The organism is Mycobacterium sp., from assembly GCF_965230835.1.
Classification (GTDB): domain Bacteria; phylum Actinomycetota; class Actinomycetes; order Mycobacteriales; family Mycobacteriaceae; genus Mycobacterium.
Map to the genome: position 1 here is coordinate 2,537,451 of NZ_CBDDLW010000002.1, position 14,891 is coordinate 2,552,341.

14 protein-coding genes, 3 tRNA genes and 1 pseudogene are annotated in these 14,891 nt (G+C 63.5%); 7 read left to right on the top strand and 11 right to left on the bottom strand.

The window, feature by feature from the left end:
• The first annotated feature begins 84 nt into the window (after window positions 1-84).
• Window positions 85-639, top strand: coding sequence for a pyridoxamine 5'-phosphate oxidase family protein (locus tag ACO07W_RS11995; protein ID WP_421843436.1), 555 nt, complete (start codon window positions 85-87; stop codon window positions 637-639).
• Between the two features lie 156 nt (window positions 640-795).
• On the opposite strand, the gene ACO07W_RS12000 is transcribed toward ACO07W_RS11995, so the two are convergent.
• The 6 genes from ACO07W_RS12000 to ACO07W_RS12025 are packed head-to-tail and all read right to left on the bottom strand — an operon-like array spanning window position 796 to window position 6,753.
• Window positions 796-1,533, bottom strand: coding sequence for a hypothetical protein (locus tag ACO07W_RS12000; protein WP_421843438.1), 738 nt, complete (start codon window positions 1,531-1,533; stop codon window positions 796-798).
• A 48-nt stretch (window positions 1,534-1,581) separates the two neighbouring features.
• Window positions 1,582-2,412 carry an ABC transporter permease gene (locus ACO07W_RS12005; RefSeq protein WP_421843440.1) on the bottom strand — a complete coding sequence of 277 codons (831 nt, stop codon included), beginning with the start codon at window positions 2,410-2,412 and terminating at the stop codon, window positions 1,582-1,584.
• Window positions 2,409-3,329 (bottom strand): glycosyltransferase, encoded by a 921-nt coding sequence (locus ACO07W_RS12010; RefSeq protein WP_421843442.1) that lies wholly within the window; start codon window positions 3,327-3,329, stop codon window positions 2,409-2,411. The genes ACO07W_RS12005 and ACO07W_RS12010 overlap by 4 nt, the downstream gene beginning before the upstream one ends.
• A gap of 10 nt (window positions 3,330-3,339) precedes the next feature.
• A complete protein-coding gene (locus ACO07W_RS12015; RefSeq protein WP_421843444.1) occupies window positions 3,340-4,161 on the bottom strand; it encodes an ABC transporter ATP-binding protein in 822 nt (273 codons plus the stop codon).
• A 6-nt stretch (window positions 4,162-4,167) separates the two neighbouring features.
• A complete protein-coding gene (locus tag ACO07W_RS12020; RefSeq protein WP_421843446.1) occupies window positions 4,168-4,701 on the bottom strand; it encodes a bacterial proteasome activator family protein in 534 nt (177 codons plus the stop codon).
• A gap of 15 nt (window positions 4,702-4,716) precedes the next feature.
• A complete protein-coding gene (locus tag ACO07W_RS12025; protein WP_421843448.1) occupies window positions 4,717-6,753 on the bottom strand; it encodes a DUF6541 family protein in 2,037 nt (678 codons plus the stop codon).
• Window positions 6,754-6,881: 128 nt separating this feature from the next.
• Between ACO07W_RS12025 and ACO07W_RS12030 the strand changes: the two genes are divergently transcribed.
• Window positions 6,882-8,078 (top strand): cysteine desulfurase-like protein, encoded by a 1,197-nt coding sequence (locus ACO07W_RS12030; protein ID WP_421843450.1) that lies wholly within the window; start codon window positions 6,882-6,884, stop codon window positions 8,076-8,078.
• A 25-nt stretch (window positions 8,079-8,103) separates the two neighbouring features.
• On the opposite strand, the gene ACO07W_RS12035 is transcribed toward ACO07W_RS12030, so the two are convergent.
• Window positions 8,104-9,090 (bottom strand): NAD(P)H-quinone oxidoreductase, encoded by a 987-nt coding sequence (locus ACO07W_RS12035; protein WP_421843452.1) that lies wholly within the window; start codon window positions 9,088-9,090, stop codon window positions 8,104-8,106.
• A gap of 70 nt (window positions 9,091-9,160) precedes the next feature.
• Here ACO07W_RS12035 and ACO07W_RS12040 point away from each other — a divergent pair.
• Window positions 9,161-9,247 (top strand) — tRNA-Ser (locus ACO07W_RS12040).
• Window positions 9,248-9,275: 28 nt separating this feature from the next.
• Here the strand turns inward: ACO07W_RS12040 and lipE are convergent.
• Complete coding sequence (lipE, locus tag ACO07W_RS12045; protein ID WP_421843454.1) at window positions 9,276-10,511, bottom strand: lipase LipE; 1,236 nt, start codon at window positions 10,509-10,511, stop codon at window positions 9,276-9,278.
• A gap of 235 nt (window positions 10,512-10,746) precedes the next feature.
• Here lipE and ACO07W_RS12050 point away from each other — a divergent pair, with 235 nt between their 5' ends.
• Together ACO07W_RS12050 and ACO07W_RS12055 are read left to right on the top strand one after the other, a co-directional pair.
• Window positions 10,747-11,463 (top strand): DUF4389 domain-containing protein, encoded by a 717-nt coding sequence (locus tag ACO07W_RS12050; RefSeq protein ID WP_421843456.1) that lies wholly within the window; start codon window positions 10,747-10,749, stop codon window positions 11,461-11,463.
• A 46-nt stretch (window positions 11,464-11,509) separates the two neighbouring features.
• Window positions 11,510-11,905: a hypothetical protein gene (locus tag ACO07W_RS12055; RefSeq protein WP_421843458.1), complete on the top strand. Its 396-nt coding sequence runs from the start codon at window positions 11,510-11,512 to the stop codon at window positions 11,903-11,905.
• A 3-nt stretch (window positions 11,906-11,908) separates the two neighbouring features.
• Here ACO07W_RS12055 and ACO07W_RS12060 read toward each other — a convergent pair whose 3' ends face one another.
• Complete coding sequence (locus ACO07W_RS12060) at window positions 11,909-12,733, bottom strand: crotonase/enoyl-CoA hydratase family protein (protein WP_421843460.1); 825 nt, start codon at window positions 12,731-12,733, stop codon at window positions 11,909-11,911.
• 222 nt (window positions 12,734-12,955) lie between these two features.
• The gene (locus ACO07W_RS12065; RefSeq protein ID WP_421843462.1) at window positions 12,956-14,041 is read right to left on the bottom strand and encodes a pyridoxal phosphate-dependent aminotransferase; all 1,086 of its coding nucleotides are present in this window, start codon (window positions 14,039-14,041) and stop codon (window positions 12,956-12,958) included.
• 88 nt (window positions 14,042-14,129) lie between these two features.
• On the opposite strand from ACO07W_RS12065, the gene ACO07W_RS12070 reads away from it, so the two are divergent.
• Both ACO07W_RS12070 and ACO07W_RS12075 read left to right on the top strand, forming a co-directional pair.
• Window positions 14,130-14,221, top strand: a tRNA-Ser gene (locus ACO07W_RS12070).
• Between the two features lie 20 nt (window positions 14,222-14,241).
• A tRNA-Arg gene (locus ACO07W_RS12075) sits at window positions 14,242-14,314 on the top strand.
• Between the two features lie 72 nt (window positions 14,315-14,386).
• On the opposite strand, the pseudogene ACO07W_RS12080 reads toward ACO07W_RS12075, so the two are convergent.
• Window positions 14,387-14,857: pseudogene (locus tag ACO07W_RS12080) on the bottom strand (tyrosine-type recombinase/integrase); the annotation flags it as partial.
• Window positions 14,858-14,891 lie beyond the last annotated feature (34 nt).

Below are 14,891 nucleotides of genomic sequence, written 5' to 3' on the forward strand. Positions count from 1 at the left end.
ATGGCCGTGGTTGACACCAACTATAGATAACGGCAACACTGTATCCAATATAAGTAGGGGTCGCCAGCCGTAAAGGAGACCACGATGTTGCTTCCGCTCGCCTCGGAGCCATTCACCGCTCCCACCGACCGCGACATGCTCCCCTCGGAGCGGCGCGAATTCGTGCGCACTCACCGCACATGCATCTACGGCTACCGCCGACCCCACGACGGACCCGCGATGTCGATCGTCTACTACATACCAACCGACAATGACGAGCTACTGGTGTCGACGATGGCTGGGCGCGGCAAGGCGCGTGTGGTTCAGCGTGACGGGAAAGTCAGCCTGTGCGTCCTCGATGAACGCTGGCCCTTCGCCTATCTGCAGGTGTACGCCGACGCAACTCTCGAAAACGATCGTGAGCTGGTAATCGACGTCATGATGGCCGTCGCCGGTCGCATGTCAGGACAACCGCTACCCGCGGCGGCACGTTCAACTGTCGCAGCCATGGCTGCTGCAGAGGACAGAGTCGTCGTTAGGTGTCGCCCCTACGCCACGTTCGCCCAACCGCCAAGGCACCTCCATCGCAACGATCAGCCACAGCAGATCACTCACTGGGTATCGGGCACAGTGTCGTGGGACGCCAGCGACGCGCCGTGACCTGCTGACGAAGAAGGGAGCGCTAGCCGTCGATTGCTCGGCGATCCGGCGATCCGGCGATCCGGCGAAACGTGTGGCGGTTGGTGTGCCGTCGACTTCGGGAGCAGAATCGGCTCGACTGGACTCCCGAACTGCGTGGTTGGGGCGCCGATCGTTCTACTCGGTCGTTACCTGCAGGTCGGTGAGTCGCAGCGAAACCAGTGTTGGGGCAGGCAATGGGTGGTTGCCGGGGCCCCGTGGCCGGACCTGCCGGCGAGTCGCGAACAGGAGCCCGCCAGCGTGAACGTGGTCGGTGCACAAGTGAGCGGCTCGCGCCCAACGACCGACTACCTCGGCGACGTAGTCGTGGCGGCGCAACCGGCCAACGGCATCGAAGTAGAAGCTCTGGCGGGGCGAGTGCGTGGGGATGCCCGGTGGGAAGCTCACGTCCAAGCGCCGCCATGTCTCGCCGGCATGTTGCCAGCTGGGGCCTTGGAAGATCTCGACGTTTTCGCGAGTCAACAGGTACGGAATCGTAAGGTAGTTCCACATCGCGTACCCGGCGAAGTAGACAGAATACAACGGATCCCAACGCAGGTTGCGGCGCAGGCCCGAGCGGCCGAAGAATGCGGGCCGTGGGTCGGCGCGCGAGCTAAGGACCTCGCCGTCGCGACCTTCGATCCTTGCTGCCCCTGCGTCGAAGACCCCTTGCTCACCGTCTCGCGGGAAAGGATCGAAGACTGCGCGGGCTTCGCGAACCTGCACGGTGAGGTTGTAGTCGGCGAAGCGATTTCCCGGAACCCGGGTTCGGAGTAACAGCCCGTCCGTGCGTACCCGCGCGTGGATGGTCTGCGCTGCCTGCCATCGTTGGAGCCCGCCGTGGGCCTCAAGCACCTCGTCGAGCAGTTCGTTCACAGGACTCACTTTGGTGCGGCCCAACGGGCAGGTCAAGCCTTCGGCGGGCTACACCCAATACGGCACCCGAGCGCGGTACTGGCGCATCGCGAAGGCGGCGAGCGCCCAACCCACGGCGGTCAATGCCAGCACGACCGCCCAGTGTCGGAGCTCCTGATGGGCGCCCAGCAGGGGCGCCCGCACGATATCAAGGTAGTGCAGCAACGGGTTTAGCTCGACGATCTTCGACCATTGGCCGGCGCCCTGCCGTCGCAGGGTGTCGTCGTTCCAGATGATGGGCGTCATGAAGAACAACAACTGAACCACCGCAACGAGCAGCGGACCAATATCGCGATAGCGCGTCGACAGGATGCCGAAACACAGTGACACCCAAACACAATTGAGGAAGATCAGTGTAAGGGCGGGAACAACCGACAGATCGGCCAATGACCACGACTTGGGAAAGATGATCGCGATGACGATATAGATCACGATGTTGTGGGCGAAGATGATGATCTGCCGCCATACCAGGCGGTAAACATGCACGCTCAATGGTGCTGGCAACTGTTTGATCAGGCCTTCATTTGAGACGAAGACCTCTGCTCCGTCCAAGATGGCGGCATTGATCAGATTCCAGACAATCAACCCCAATGTGACGTAGGGGAGATGTTGCGACAGTTCGAGGCGGAACAACTTGGAATACAACCCGCCCATCGCGACAGCGGAGGTTCCCGTCGCGATGGTGATCCAGAACGGCCCGAGCACCGAGCGCCGGTACCGCTGCTTGATGTCCTGCCAGCCCAGGTGCAGCCACAGTTCATGGCGAGCGAAGCCGTCGACTAGGTCGCGCCGGGCGCGGGCAAACGTGCGCGACTGTTCGGCCGCGTCGATAAACGTCATGAGGCCCTTTCCTCATCTGGCATGCCGAACTTCTCGCGACGCCCCATGCGGCGCAACCTGAACCACTCGAGCAAGCCCTTGGGGTCGCGGCGGGTAACCACGAAGAACCAGCCGAACCGCAGCCACTCTTGGACCAGCAGCCTGCGCAGGCCGGGCTGCGACAGCAGATAGCCGCGGTTGCGATAGGTGAAGAACCTTTTGGCGGGGTCTTCGGGATACTGAGTGTGCATGCGGCCGGACAGGATGGGCCGGAATTCGTCGGAGCCGCAGGGATGCAGATAGACCGCGTCGAGACAGGTTCCGAATGGTAGGCCCGACCGAACTAGCCGGCGATGCAACTCGACCTCGTCACCACGAATGAACAACCGTAGGTCGGGGACGCCGACGGCCTGCAACGTCGAAGCCCGGAAAAGCGCGCCGTTGAACAGCGATGCGATCCCGCGGAGCAGGTTCTGCCCTGCCTCGGTGCGCAACTCGCTCGTGTGCCTGCGCCATACCAGGCCGCGCCGCAACGGGAACGCCAATCTCTGCGGGTCGTCGGCGTTGCACACCATTGGTGACACCTCGGCCAGGGCGTACTGCTCAGCGCAGGCCAGTAGCGTTGCCAGCACATCGGCGTCCTGGGGCCGACCGTCGTCGTCGGCCAGCCAAACCCAATCGGCGCCGTGGGACAGAGCGTGCAACATACCGAGCGCGAAACCCCCTGCGCCGCCTAGGTTTCGGCGTGATGCGAGGTAGGTGGTGGGGATCGGTTGGCCGGTAACAAGCTCACCGACTCCGCCATCTGTCGCGCCGTCGTTGTCGACCACTATCAGGTGATCCGGTAGCCGAGTCTGGGTGGTCAGCATCCTTAGCGAAGTGGCCAGCTGGTCCGGGCGTCGGTGGGTGACCACGACAGCGTAGACGGATTCACTCATCCCCGGGAACTCATTGTGCCAGAGGCTTGTTGGCGTTGCGGGCCTCGGCCATTACGTCGCGCACGTGCCGGGCGGCATCCTCGCCTTCGTAGGCACGCACCACGTCTTCGATACCGCCGGTGAGCTTGATGACACCGTGATCGATCCACATCGCAGTCTTGCATAGGCGGGCCAGGAACTCGTTGGAGTGGCTTGCAAAGACCAGGATTCCGGACCGTTCTACCAGGCTCTGTAGCCGCGACTGGGCCTTTTTCATGAATTCGGCGTCCACGGCGCCGATTCCTTCATCGAGCAGGAGGATTTCGGGATCGATGCTGGTGACAACCCCCATCGCCAGCCGAACTCGCATCCCGGTGGAATAGGTGCGCAGCGGCATAGACAGGTAGTCGCCCAACTCGGTGAACTCGGCGATCTCGTCCACTTTGGCCGTCATTTGCTTACGCGTCTGCCCGAGGAACAGACCGCGGATGATGATGTTCTCGTAACCGGAGATTTCGGGATCCATGCCGATGCCCAGATCGAAGACCGGAGCCACCCTGCCGGCGACCTTCGCATAACCACGAGTCGGTTCGTAGATGCCCGAAAGTAGCCGCAGCAGAGTTGATTTGCCGGCGCCATTGTGACCGACGAGGCCGACTCGGTCGCCCAGGCTCAGCGACATGGTGATGTCCCGAAGCGCTTCAATGACGACAACATTTGAATCGTTGCGCCCGATCGTGCCGCCCGCTTTGCCCAGGAAAGCTTTCTTCAGGGAACGTGATTTGGCGTCGAAGATGGGGAACTCCACCCACGCGTCGCGGGTCTCGATATGGGGAGTGTGTGGACTGGTCATAGCCGGCTATAAGTATTGTCCGGTACCGGGACCGTGGTGGCTCGGTTTGCTGATCCCCGGCGGCAGCGCGCCCTGGCGCATCTGCTCCAATTGCGCGCGGGCGGCCATCTGCTGGGCGAACAACGCGGTTTGGATGCCGTGGAACAGCCCCTCCAGCCAGCCGACAAGCTGCGCTTGGGCGATTCGCAACTCGGCATCCGAGGGCGCGGCGTCTTCATTGAACGGCAGGGTCAGCCGGTCGAGCTCTTCGCGCAGTTCCGGTGCCAGACCGTCTTCAAGCTCGCGGATACTGGTCGCGTGGATATCGCGCAGCCGATTGCGGCTGGCTTCGTCGAGCGGTGCGGCGCGGACTTCCTCGAGCAGCTGCTTGATCATGGTGCCGATCCGCATCACCTTGGCCGGCTGTTCGACCAGGTCGGTCAGGGAGTGATCATCTGAGTCGTCCTCGGGTGGCGCCATGAGTCGCGGATCGACACCGCCGATGACCTCGACGCCTTCCATGTCTCGATCGTCGCTGCCGCTAGTCAATCCAGTCACCATCCTCGTCCGCGCGCTCTAGGAGCGTCTCGCTGCACCAGTGCCGCGCCATTCGTAGATCCGGGCCTCGCCATTGTCGTAGATCTTCGCCCATGACGGCGAATTCTCCAGTGAGACTAGCCCGTCGGGAACGGCAAACCCCTGCACCGTCGGGACGCTGGTCAGGATATAGCGGATATTGAGGAGCCGGACAGCCTCGACGACCTGCGGGTCGGCGTCACCTTTGCGGGCGTAGGCCCAAAAGATGAACCGGTGGTAGCCGGGCCCCTGCTGCATCGGGTAGTCGTAGTGGGTCCATAGCGGGCGTAAGCCCGCTATCGCGTACATCCACGCGGTGCCGTCGGTGTTGGCGTTGCCGATCAAGGTGTTGCGCGCGTCGGGCAGGGTCGCCAGATAAGCCATGGCGTCGAGGTCTTTCTGGTCGATCATTACCGAGTCGTATTTGTCGCCGAACAAGACCAGGTGCCGCCACAAGTAGTGCCGTGCAGTTAGCGCGGTGGCAACCACCAGCAACACGGCCGTGGCGGTGACCCAGACAGGCCTGGACAAAGGCTTCAAATGGTTTGTCAGGCGGGCGACCCACGCCACCAGCACCACGGCTGCGGCGAACAACCCGATGCCCGCCATTGGCGCCAGCAGCATCGTAGCCACGGCCGACAACCTGCGGGGATCGTTGTAGAAGAACTGGGTGAACTGTTCGATCGAACGGCCGACCGGCCCGGTAAATGGAGCTTCCGAGTAGACGATAGCCACGATGAGCCAGAGCCAGAGCGCCGGCAGCCACCAGACCTTCTTGTGCAGCAGAATCCCCATCCCGATGGTCGCAAGTGCGACGAGGGCGTACTGAGTCGGAAAGTCGTTGAGGTGGCGGGTGTGCTGAAAGATGGCATCGATGACGTCTTGTTTCGTGCTCTTTAAGCTGGGGAATGCGTGCCCGGCGATAATGTTGGCTTGTCGCAGCACGCCCATGAACTGAGGTGCGAGGATCAGTCCGGCCGGCACGACGACGGCGGCCAGGCTCACGGCGTCGGCTGCCCTGCTGCGCACCGGATGCCGCAGGGCTTCGAGCAGCCACCATGCCAGTAGGAACAAGATCACGACGAGTCCGCCGGTTAGATGCACTGAGAAGACGCCGACGAGCGCCAGCACAGCCAGTGGGATCTGGTAGCGATGACGCAATGTCGTGGTGATCAAGGCCATCGTCGGCACCGAGATCCCGTACGCCACCAGGTTGGGTACCGCTGCGGTGCCGAATTCGACGTACGGCACTGCGGTGAATGACGCGGACAATGCCGCTGCGGTGGCTGCGGCACCGGCTGCCAGCCATTCGCCTGAGGAAACCGACAGGGGGGTTGTAGCGGTCGACGATGCCGAGCCGGCTGGGGAGGCTGAGCTGGCGCGGGTGCGCAGCACCTGCCAAGTGAGAACGGCCGCGCTGGTGGGGAACAGCCAGACCGATGCCGCGACCGCACTGAGGGTGTAGCCGGTTGTGGGGGCCGCGCCGGTCAGTTGGCAGAACACCGCGACGAGGCTGTGGAACACCGACGGGTAGTACAGCGATGCGTGGGTTTCGACGTTGCGAAGCTCACCCATATGGGTCGACGAGGCCTGCCCGGTTTCGAGGATGAATCGCACCGTGTTGGCGTGCCAGACCGAGTCCCAGGTGCTAGGGATGGATTGCCACTGTTGGCCGATGCCCCGGTAGGCCGCCCAGCCGATCAGCAGGGCGCCCAGTACTCCTCCTGCCGCGACGACGGCCCCCGGCCAGCGACCGATCGTCCACGGAGGCTGTGTGGCGCGGCGATCGCGAGCGAGCGATACCTGGAGAACTATCGTCAGCGCACCCACACCGGCCAGGGCGGCAAGCGCCGTCCAGCCGTTCCACGGTATCCCGAGCGCGCCGTAGGGAATGACTGCCAGGGCTGCGACACCGTACGTCAAGGGCGGGCCGACCGCGACGGCGACCGGCCAGCTCGCCTGGGCGATCCGCGCGATAATCGCCCCTGGAGCGATCAGGAACACCAATGCGATCAGCGTTCCAAACAACAGCCCCACTCGGCTAGTATTGCTGGCCGGGTGGCCTGGCCCTCGACCCCCGGCGGGACCCGCGCGTCTGGAACAGTTCGGGGCAGCCGCTGACGTCACAAATTTGGGAATCCGGCGAAAGCTTTAAGGTGGCTGGCATGGTATATGACGTCGCCCGGGTGCGCGGCCTGCATCCGTCGCTGGGTGACGGGTGGGTGCACTTCGACGCGCCCGCCGGGATGCTGATTCCCGATTCCGTCGCGACGACGGTTTCGACGGCTTTCCGCAGGTCCGGCTCCAGCACGGTGGGTGCTCACCCGTCGGCGTTGCGCAGCGCGGCGGTGTTGGACGCGGCTCGTGACGCGGTTGCTGATCTGCTCAATGCCGATCCGCGCTGCGTGGTATTGGGTGCTGATCGTGCGGTCCTGCTGTCAGCGCTCGCCGAAGCATCGTCCTCGCGTGCCGGCCTGGGATACGAGGTCGTTGTCAGCCGCCTTGACGACGCGGCGAATATCTCCCCGTGGCTGCGAGCGGCGCGCCGCAACGGCGCCAGGGTCAAGTGGGCCGAGGTCGACATCGAGACTGGCGAGCTGCCGGCGTGGCAGTGGGAGAGTCTGATCGGGAAGTCAACCCGGTTGGTCGCGGTCACCTCCGCGTCCGGTGCCTTGGGCGCGGTTACCGACCTGCGGTCGATAGTCAAGCTGGTCCACGACGTGGGTGGCCTGGTGGTGGTCGACCATTCCGCAGCGGCGCCTTACCAGTTGTTCGACGTCAGAGAAACTGAGGCGGACGTGGTGGCGGTGAATGCTCACGCGTGGGGTGGTCCGCCGATCGGGGCGCTGGTTTTTCGCGACCCGGCGCTGTTGGACTCTTTCGGCTCGGTGTCGCCGGATCCCCGTGCTAGCGGCCCGACGCGACTGGAGGTTGGCCTGCACCAGTTCGGTCTGCTGGCCGGAGTTGTGGCCAGTATTGAGTACCTCGCAGCGCTCGACGAATCGGCCCGCGGAACCAGACGCGAGCGTTTGTCCTGGTCCATGCAATCTGTTTCTACCTACCTGAACCGAATCTTCGAATATCTGATGCGGTCGTTGCGGGCGCTGCCGTTGATGATGCTGATCGGCCGTCCAGAGGCGCGTATACCGGTGGTCAGCTTCGCGCTCCACACGGTGCCAGCCGAGCGGGTGGTCCAGCGGTTGGCTGACAACGGCATCCTTGCGATTGCCGACACCAATTCACATGTGCTCGATGTCATGGGTGTTAACGACGTCGGTGGCGCCGTTACCGTCGGGCTGGCGCACTACTCGACGATGGCCGAGGTTGACCAACTGTTGCGTGCCCTCGCATCGCTGGGTTGATGTCAGGGCAGATCCCTGAGCAGTATCACGCGTCAGGGAGCGTGAGCAGGATCTTTCCGAACGCCGTGCCTGACAGCATCAGCTGATGTGCTTTCGCCGCCTGCTGAATGGGCAGGCGTGCGCCGATGACCGGTCGGACCCGACCATCACTGATCATCGGCCATACCGATGTCGCCACCGCCTCGACGATGGCGCTCTTGCTGTTGGGGCCGCTCGTTGGGCGCGCGCGCAGCGTTGTGCCGATCACCCGTGCTCGTTTGGTGAGCAGTTTGCCCAGGTTGAGTTCGCCTTTGACCCCGCCCTGCATACCGATAACGATCAGCTGCCCGTCGATGGCCAGCGCGTCGATGTTGCGGTCCAAATAGGCGGCACCCATGATGTCGAGGATCACATCAGCGCCTGAGCCGCCGGTCTCCTTCTTCAGCCGTGCGACAAAATCCTCGTCCCGATAGGAGATAGCGAGCTGCGCGCCCAACGAGCGACACAGATCCAGCTTTTCCGGCGATCCGGCGGTGACTGCAACTCGTGCGCCCAGGGCGCGCGCTACCTGAATCGCGTGGCTTCCTACGCCGCTGGCCCCGCCATGCAGCAGGAGTTGTTGGCCCGCGCTCAAGTTGGCGGTCAGCGCCAGATTGGACCAAACCGTGCAGGCCACTTCGGGTATTCCGGCGGCGTCGACGAGATCGACCGTTGCTGGAATCCGCAGTACCTGGCCGGCCGGAACCGCGACATACTCGGCGTACCCGCCACCGGCTAGTAATGCGCAGACTTCCTGCCCGGCAGACCATCCGGTGACATCGGAGCCGACGTCGCAGATCACTCCGGCCACCTCCATGCCGATGATGTCGCTGGCTCCTGGCGGCGGCGGGTATTTGCCGGCGGCCTGCAGCACGTCTGCGCGGTTGACCCCGGCTGCAGTGACTTTGATGAGGACTTCGCCCGGCCCGGCGCAGACATCAGGCACTTCTTGCCAGGACAGTTGATCGGCTGATTCGGCGACGATGGCGTGCATAGCTGGCACGCTACTATCAGCCGCAAACCAGCGGCTGGGCGACAGCTGCGGCCCCGCTACTCTTATCAGCGGTGGCGTGGCAGAGCGGCCTAATGCACTCGCCTTGAAAGCGAGAGACGGCTAAAACCGTCCGGGGGTTCAAATCCCTCCGCCACCGCGGCGCGCTTAGCGGTGCCATGGCCGTTTCACCCAGCTGGGATTGCGGCGGTGATGGTGTCCATCAGCGCGCTGTGGCGCCGCGCGAAGGGATCTCTGCCGGGCTTGCCGCTGCTGACCAGACCCGCCGACAGGGCGCGCTGTGGATCGGCCCAGACTGCGATGTTGACCAGACCGAGATGGCCGAACGCCGCTGGTGCGTCGCGCCCGAACGGCCCGTACTTGGTGGACCCGAGCATGTAACCGGTGCCCCAGCGAAGCGGAACCAGCCCAGTCGCGAAATCCGGCCGGAGACGGCGGGATTCGCGCACGGCGCCGCTTAGCGTTTCTTGGCTCAGCACTTTTACTCCGTCGAGTTCGCCGCCGCGGCGCAGGAGTTCTGCGAAACGGGACAGCTCGTATGCGGTCGAGACGGTGTTCGACGATGGGACCACGGTGGTGAGGAATAGCGGCTTGTTCGTATAGGGAATGACCTCGTGCACGGTTCCGCTGATCGCCTTGCGGAAAATCGTCGCGACCACCGGCGGCAGCGGCCTTCCGGTGGCGTGACTAGGCGCGACCAAACTAACGTCTTGCTTGGCGACGCCGTAGTTGGTCCATCGGAAGCCCAGCGGGTCGAGGATCTCGGCGGCGAGAATGTCGCGAATGTCCTTGCCGGTGGCCGCGTAGACGATTTCGCGTATCAGCGGACCCCAGGTTAGTGCGTGATAAATGTGCACCAATCCCGGCCGGTAGAGCGGTCTAAGGCCGCCGAGCATTTGTTGCGCGTACGCGTGATCGTCCGCGCGCTTGACGTCCGGCCGGGGTCCGGTGGGAAATGGCACGCCTGCGCTGTGGGTGAGCACATGTCGGATTGTGGTGCGGTGTTTTCCATGGCTGGTATAGCTGGGTATGTACTGGCAGACACGGTCGTCGAGGGCGAAATGCCCTCGCTCGACAAGCATGTGCACGACGGTCGCGCTGATCGCTTTGGCTGCCGAATACACGCAGAAGGGCGTGTTTGTGGTAACCGGGATCTTCTCGGCGTCGGGGTCGTCCGTCGGGGCGTTGCCCCAGCTGTGGCCGATTGCGCGGTTGAGCACGACCCGCCCGCGATGCCGGATGCACAACTGGATCGCCGGGTGCATACCAGCCTGGTACCAGTACCGGGCGGCCCGCCAGATTCGGTCGACAGCCGCGCTATCGATTCCGGAGTGGTCTTCTTCGCCGATCGCGGTTACCGCGTCTAAGTCGGTCGGGACGCGGATTCTGCCGTCTGGTGTCACGTTGTGTCATTCTCCCCGCAGGTGGGTGGTCCCCCCACATCATTGCTCTGCCTATTGTCGCCGGCACGGCTCGTGGTCGCCACATCGGTGACGTTAGGGACCGGCGGGCAACGTCTGCGTCGACACGCTAGTGCTCGCGGTGTCGGAAACGCTGCGTTCGGCTGGCCGAATGCAGGACAATTGGGGGAGTGACGGCTCATCGATCGAGCCGTAACGCCCGAAAGGAGCGTGCATCATGCAACCGGCAGCAACCTCGTCCACGGTCCGGGTTCGTGGTGATCTTGACCCGGCACTGTCGCGCTGGCAGTGGTTGTTCAAGTGGTTCCTTGCGATACCTCACTACATCGTCCTGCTGTTCTTGCATATCGCCTATTTTGTGGTGACGGTGATTGCGTTCTTCGCGATTCTGTTCACCGGCAAGTACCCACGCGCGCTGTTCGACTTCAATGTCGGAGTTATGCGGTGGCGTTGGAGGGTGATGTTCTACGCCCTTTATGCATTGGGGACCGACAAGTATCCACCGTTCAGCTTGCAACCGAACCCTGAGTATCCAGCGGACTTGGAGGTCGACTACCCCGAACATCTGCATCGGGGTCTAGTGCTGGTCAAGTGGTGGCTGTTGGCCATCCCGCACTACCTGGTGCTCATCGTCTTCTATGGCGGGGTAGGACGTGTGGCTCGAAGTGTGCATGAGTCGAGTGCCGCCGACGAACACTGGATGGGAGGTTACGGACCGCCGCCGCTCATCTGTGTCCTGCTGTTGATCGCGGTGGTGGCCCTGCTGTTCACCGCGCACTATCCGAAGGGTTTGTACGACTTCGTGATCGGAATCAACCGCTGGGCTATCCGGGTACGCGTGTACGTCTCGCTGATGCGTGACGACTACCCGCCCTTCCGGCTCGACATGGGGTCGCGTGAAGTCGTCGCCCCGGCTGCTTCCGAATCGTCCTGAAGTGCAGAGCAAACCTCATTTCAACGACTAGCTCGTAGCGTGTGCCATGTCCAAACGTGCCCGCTATGTCGATACGGTCCTGATTGTCTTCGGTGTCTACTCCGTCGCCCTGGCGGTGTTCATGTTGGTGTCGCCGGGCGTCTTCTTTAACACCCTCGGCGAGTTCGGCCCCCGCAACAACCATTACATCTTCGACAACGCATCGTTCGAATTGCCACTTGGTCTGCTGCTGCTGGCCGCGCTGCGGTGGTCGTCGTGGCGAGTGCCGGCGCTGGCTTACGCGACCGCGCACTGGGCGCTCCACACACTTAGCCACATACTCGACACCCGACATGGCGCCGGAGTTGCGGTGGGGCTGCTCGAATTTGCTGGGTTGGCGGCAGCTACGGTGCTGCTCGCGGTCGCGTTGCGGTTCAGCGTCGAAGCGAGCCGCCTCGAGTAGCCGCTACTCGCCGGTGAACTGAGGCGGGCGCTTGGCGAACGTTGCCGAAATGCCTTCGGTCAGGTCTTTGGACGGAAGAAACGCCGCGTTCCAGGCGGCGACGTAGCGCAGGTTCTCTGAGATGGCGGAAGCGCGTTGCTGGTCAAGAACGTCTTTGACGCCGTAGACGGTCAGCGGCGGGTTGGCGGCAATCTCGGCTGCGGTCGCATGGGCGGCTGCCAGCGTTTGTTGAGCGTCGTCGTACGCCTCGTTGACCAGACCGATTTTCTCGGCGCGTGCCGCGTCGATGTCTCGGCCGGTCAACGCCAATTCCCGCAGGTGTCCATCGCTGAGAATCAGCGGAAGGCGGGCCAGGCTGCCCATGTCGGCGACAATCGCCAGTTTGACTTCGCGGATTGAGAACTTGGCGTCGGCGCTGGCGTAGCGAATGTCAACCGCGGAGATCAGGTCGACGCCACCGCCAATGCACCAACCGTGCACCGACGCGATGGTGGGGGTGCGGCAGTCGGCGACGGCGTTGATGGCCTTCTGCATCCTCAGCACTTCGGCATGGAAGTCAGTGCGGGGGCGGGCCAACGCACCGTCGGCCATCAGCGGTGCGAATGTTCCGCCCATCGCCGGCACGTCCAAGCCGTAGCTGAAGTTCTTGCCCGATCCGGTGATCACGATGGCTCTTACATCGCGATCGGCATCCAGCGTTGCGAACACCTCCGGCATCTCTGACCAGAAGGCCGGCCCCATAGCGTTGCCCTTGCCGGGGCCGATCAGCGTCACCTGCGCAACCTGGTCTTTGGTCTCGATGGCGACCGACTCGTATGGTGCGCTCATTCTCAAACCGTAGCGTGGCCGGCATGCTCACCGCGGTGCGCCCCAGACCTCATGCATCCGCCATGTTCGCCCACGCTCGACAAAGTTGGCCGCGCCGAAGATTCGCTCGGTTTGCCGAAGGTAGCCCTCAATACGGTGACCGGCGTTGACAAGCCGAGGCAGGCGCCGGTTAGCGAGAGCGCGGTCGCCTCGGGTGCCGTTTGTCGCTGTTGAGGTGCGGCCTCAGGCGTCCAGTTCGGTGCGGCTGATCCAGTCACGAGCGAACCGCAACAGGGCGTCGTTCTCTTCTGGCGCGCCGACGGTGACCCGGACACCGTCGCTGCCGTAGGGGCGGACAACGATGCGTGCATCGGCGGCTTGCTCCACGAATCTTGGGGTGCCGGCGGCAAGGGGTAGCCAGACGAAGTTGGCTTGCGACGTCGGCACAGCGAACCCGGCAGCGCGCAGCTCCGCACTAACCCGAGTGCGCTCGGCGACCACGGCATCGGTGCGGGCCAGCAGTTCGTCGGCGGCATGCAATGAAGCGACGGCGGCAGCTTGCGCGATGCTCGACACGGTGAACGGCACATAGACCTTGTCGAGGGCGGTGATTATCTCGGGAGGACCGACGGCATAGCCGACACGCAGGCCAGCGAGGCCGTAAGCCTTCGAAAAGGTGCGAAGTACAACGACGTTGCCGCGAGCGCGGACCAGTTCGAGGCTGTTCGGCAGCATGCCGTCGCGGATGTACTCGACGTAGGCCTCGTCGATGGCGATCAGGATATGCGGCGGAACCGCCGAAACGAATCGAGCCAGTGTCTCCGGCGGCACGACGGTGGACGTGGGATTGTTGGGGTTGCACACGAAGATCAGCCGGGTGCGGTCGGTGATCGCGGCGGCCATTGCGTCCAGGTCAAACGCGTGGTTGGTCAGCGGCACTTGGATGGCAGTTGCGCCGGCGATCTCGACCAGGGGCCGATAGAGTTCGAAGCTGCGCCAGCCGAAGATCACTTCGTCGCGTACCGATGCGGTGATCTGGATGAGCTGCTGACACAGGCTGACCGAACCGCAGCCGACCGCGACATGCTCGGCAGTGAATTCGGCTGAGCTGACTGAACTGACGTGCCGGGCCAGCACTGTTTTCAGCTGGACACAGCCGTTATCGGGATATCGGTTGACTGTGTTGGTGGCGTGTTCGATGGCGGCACGAACACTGGGTAGCGGGCCGAATACCGTCTCATTGCTGGCAAGCTTGATGGCTCCTGGCACTGTTTTGCCAGGTATGTAGACGGGGAGCCCGGCCAGCTGGGGCCGCAGGCGGGCGGTCATTTCGACAGCATATGTTGCGGCTGTGTACGCTATGCCTCCGGCGGTTCCGGGATGCCGAAGTGGGGTCGGGTACCCTCGGGAAGTCCATGGAGGCGTGCCAGAGCGGCCGAATGGGACTCACTGCTAATGAGTTGTCCCCCTTACCGGGGACCGGAGGTTCAAATCCTCTCGCCTCCGCCACGGAACACAACTGAACACCAGCGCCCGTAGCTCAACGGATAGAGCATCTGACTACGGATCAGAAGGTTAGGGGTTCGAATCCCTTCGGGCGCGCTTTATACCAGCGGAAACGGATGAGAGGCCGTTTTGCAGCACCCCGCACTTTCCCGTACTTTCAGCCCGGCACTATCGTTGACCTGCGTACCTGTCCAGCACTGCGCGGACGTCCGGGCCGACAGTCTGCGGGTGCAGATAGTGGGCTTCGGTCGTCGCCAGCCTGGCATGAGAGAGCTGCTGCTGCGTCTTCTCCGGGCCAAGCGCGTCGCGGACGATGGAAGCGACGGTTCGCCGGAACGAGTGTGGCGTCACCCACGAAAGTTCCTCGGGCAGCGCCGCCCGCAGTGCCCGCCGCATCGTCGCCAGACTTATCCAGCTGCCGTCACGGTTGGCGAACACTGGACCTTCCATTCCCGACTGGCCCACCAACCCCGTTAGTGCTTCGATTCCGAACCGCGGCAGCGCGATCGTGTGCGGTGGGGCGCCGCCCTTGCGTGTGTCCTGCCGGTGCAGCGGTTTGCCGGGTATGCGGCCGTGGTCGATCAGCGTGTCTGTGATCGTGACAGTCGGCGGGTCTGCCAGCAGGTCGACATCGGGCCACCACCGTACCCGGCCCAATGCGCAACGCCAGGTT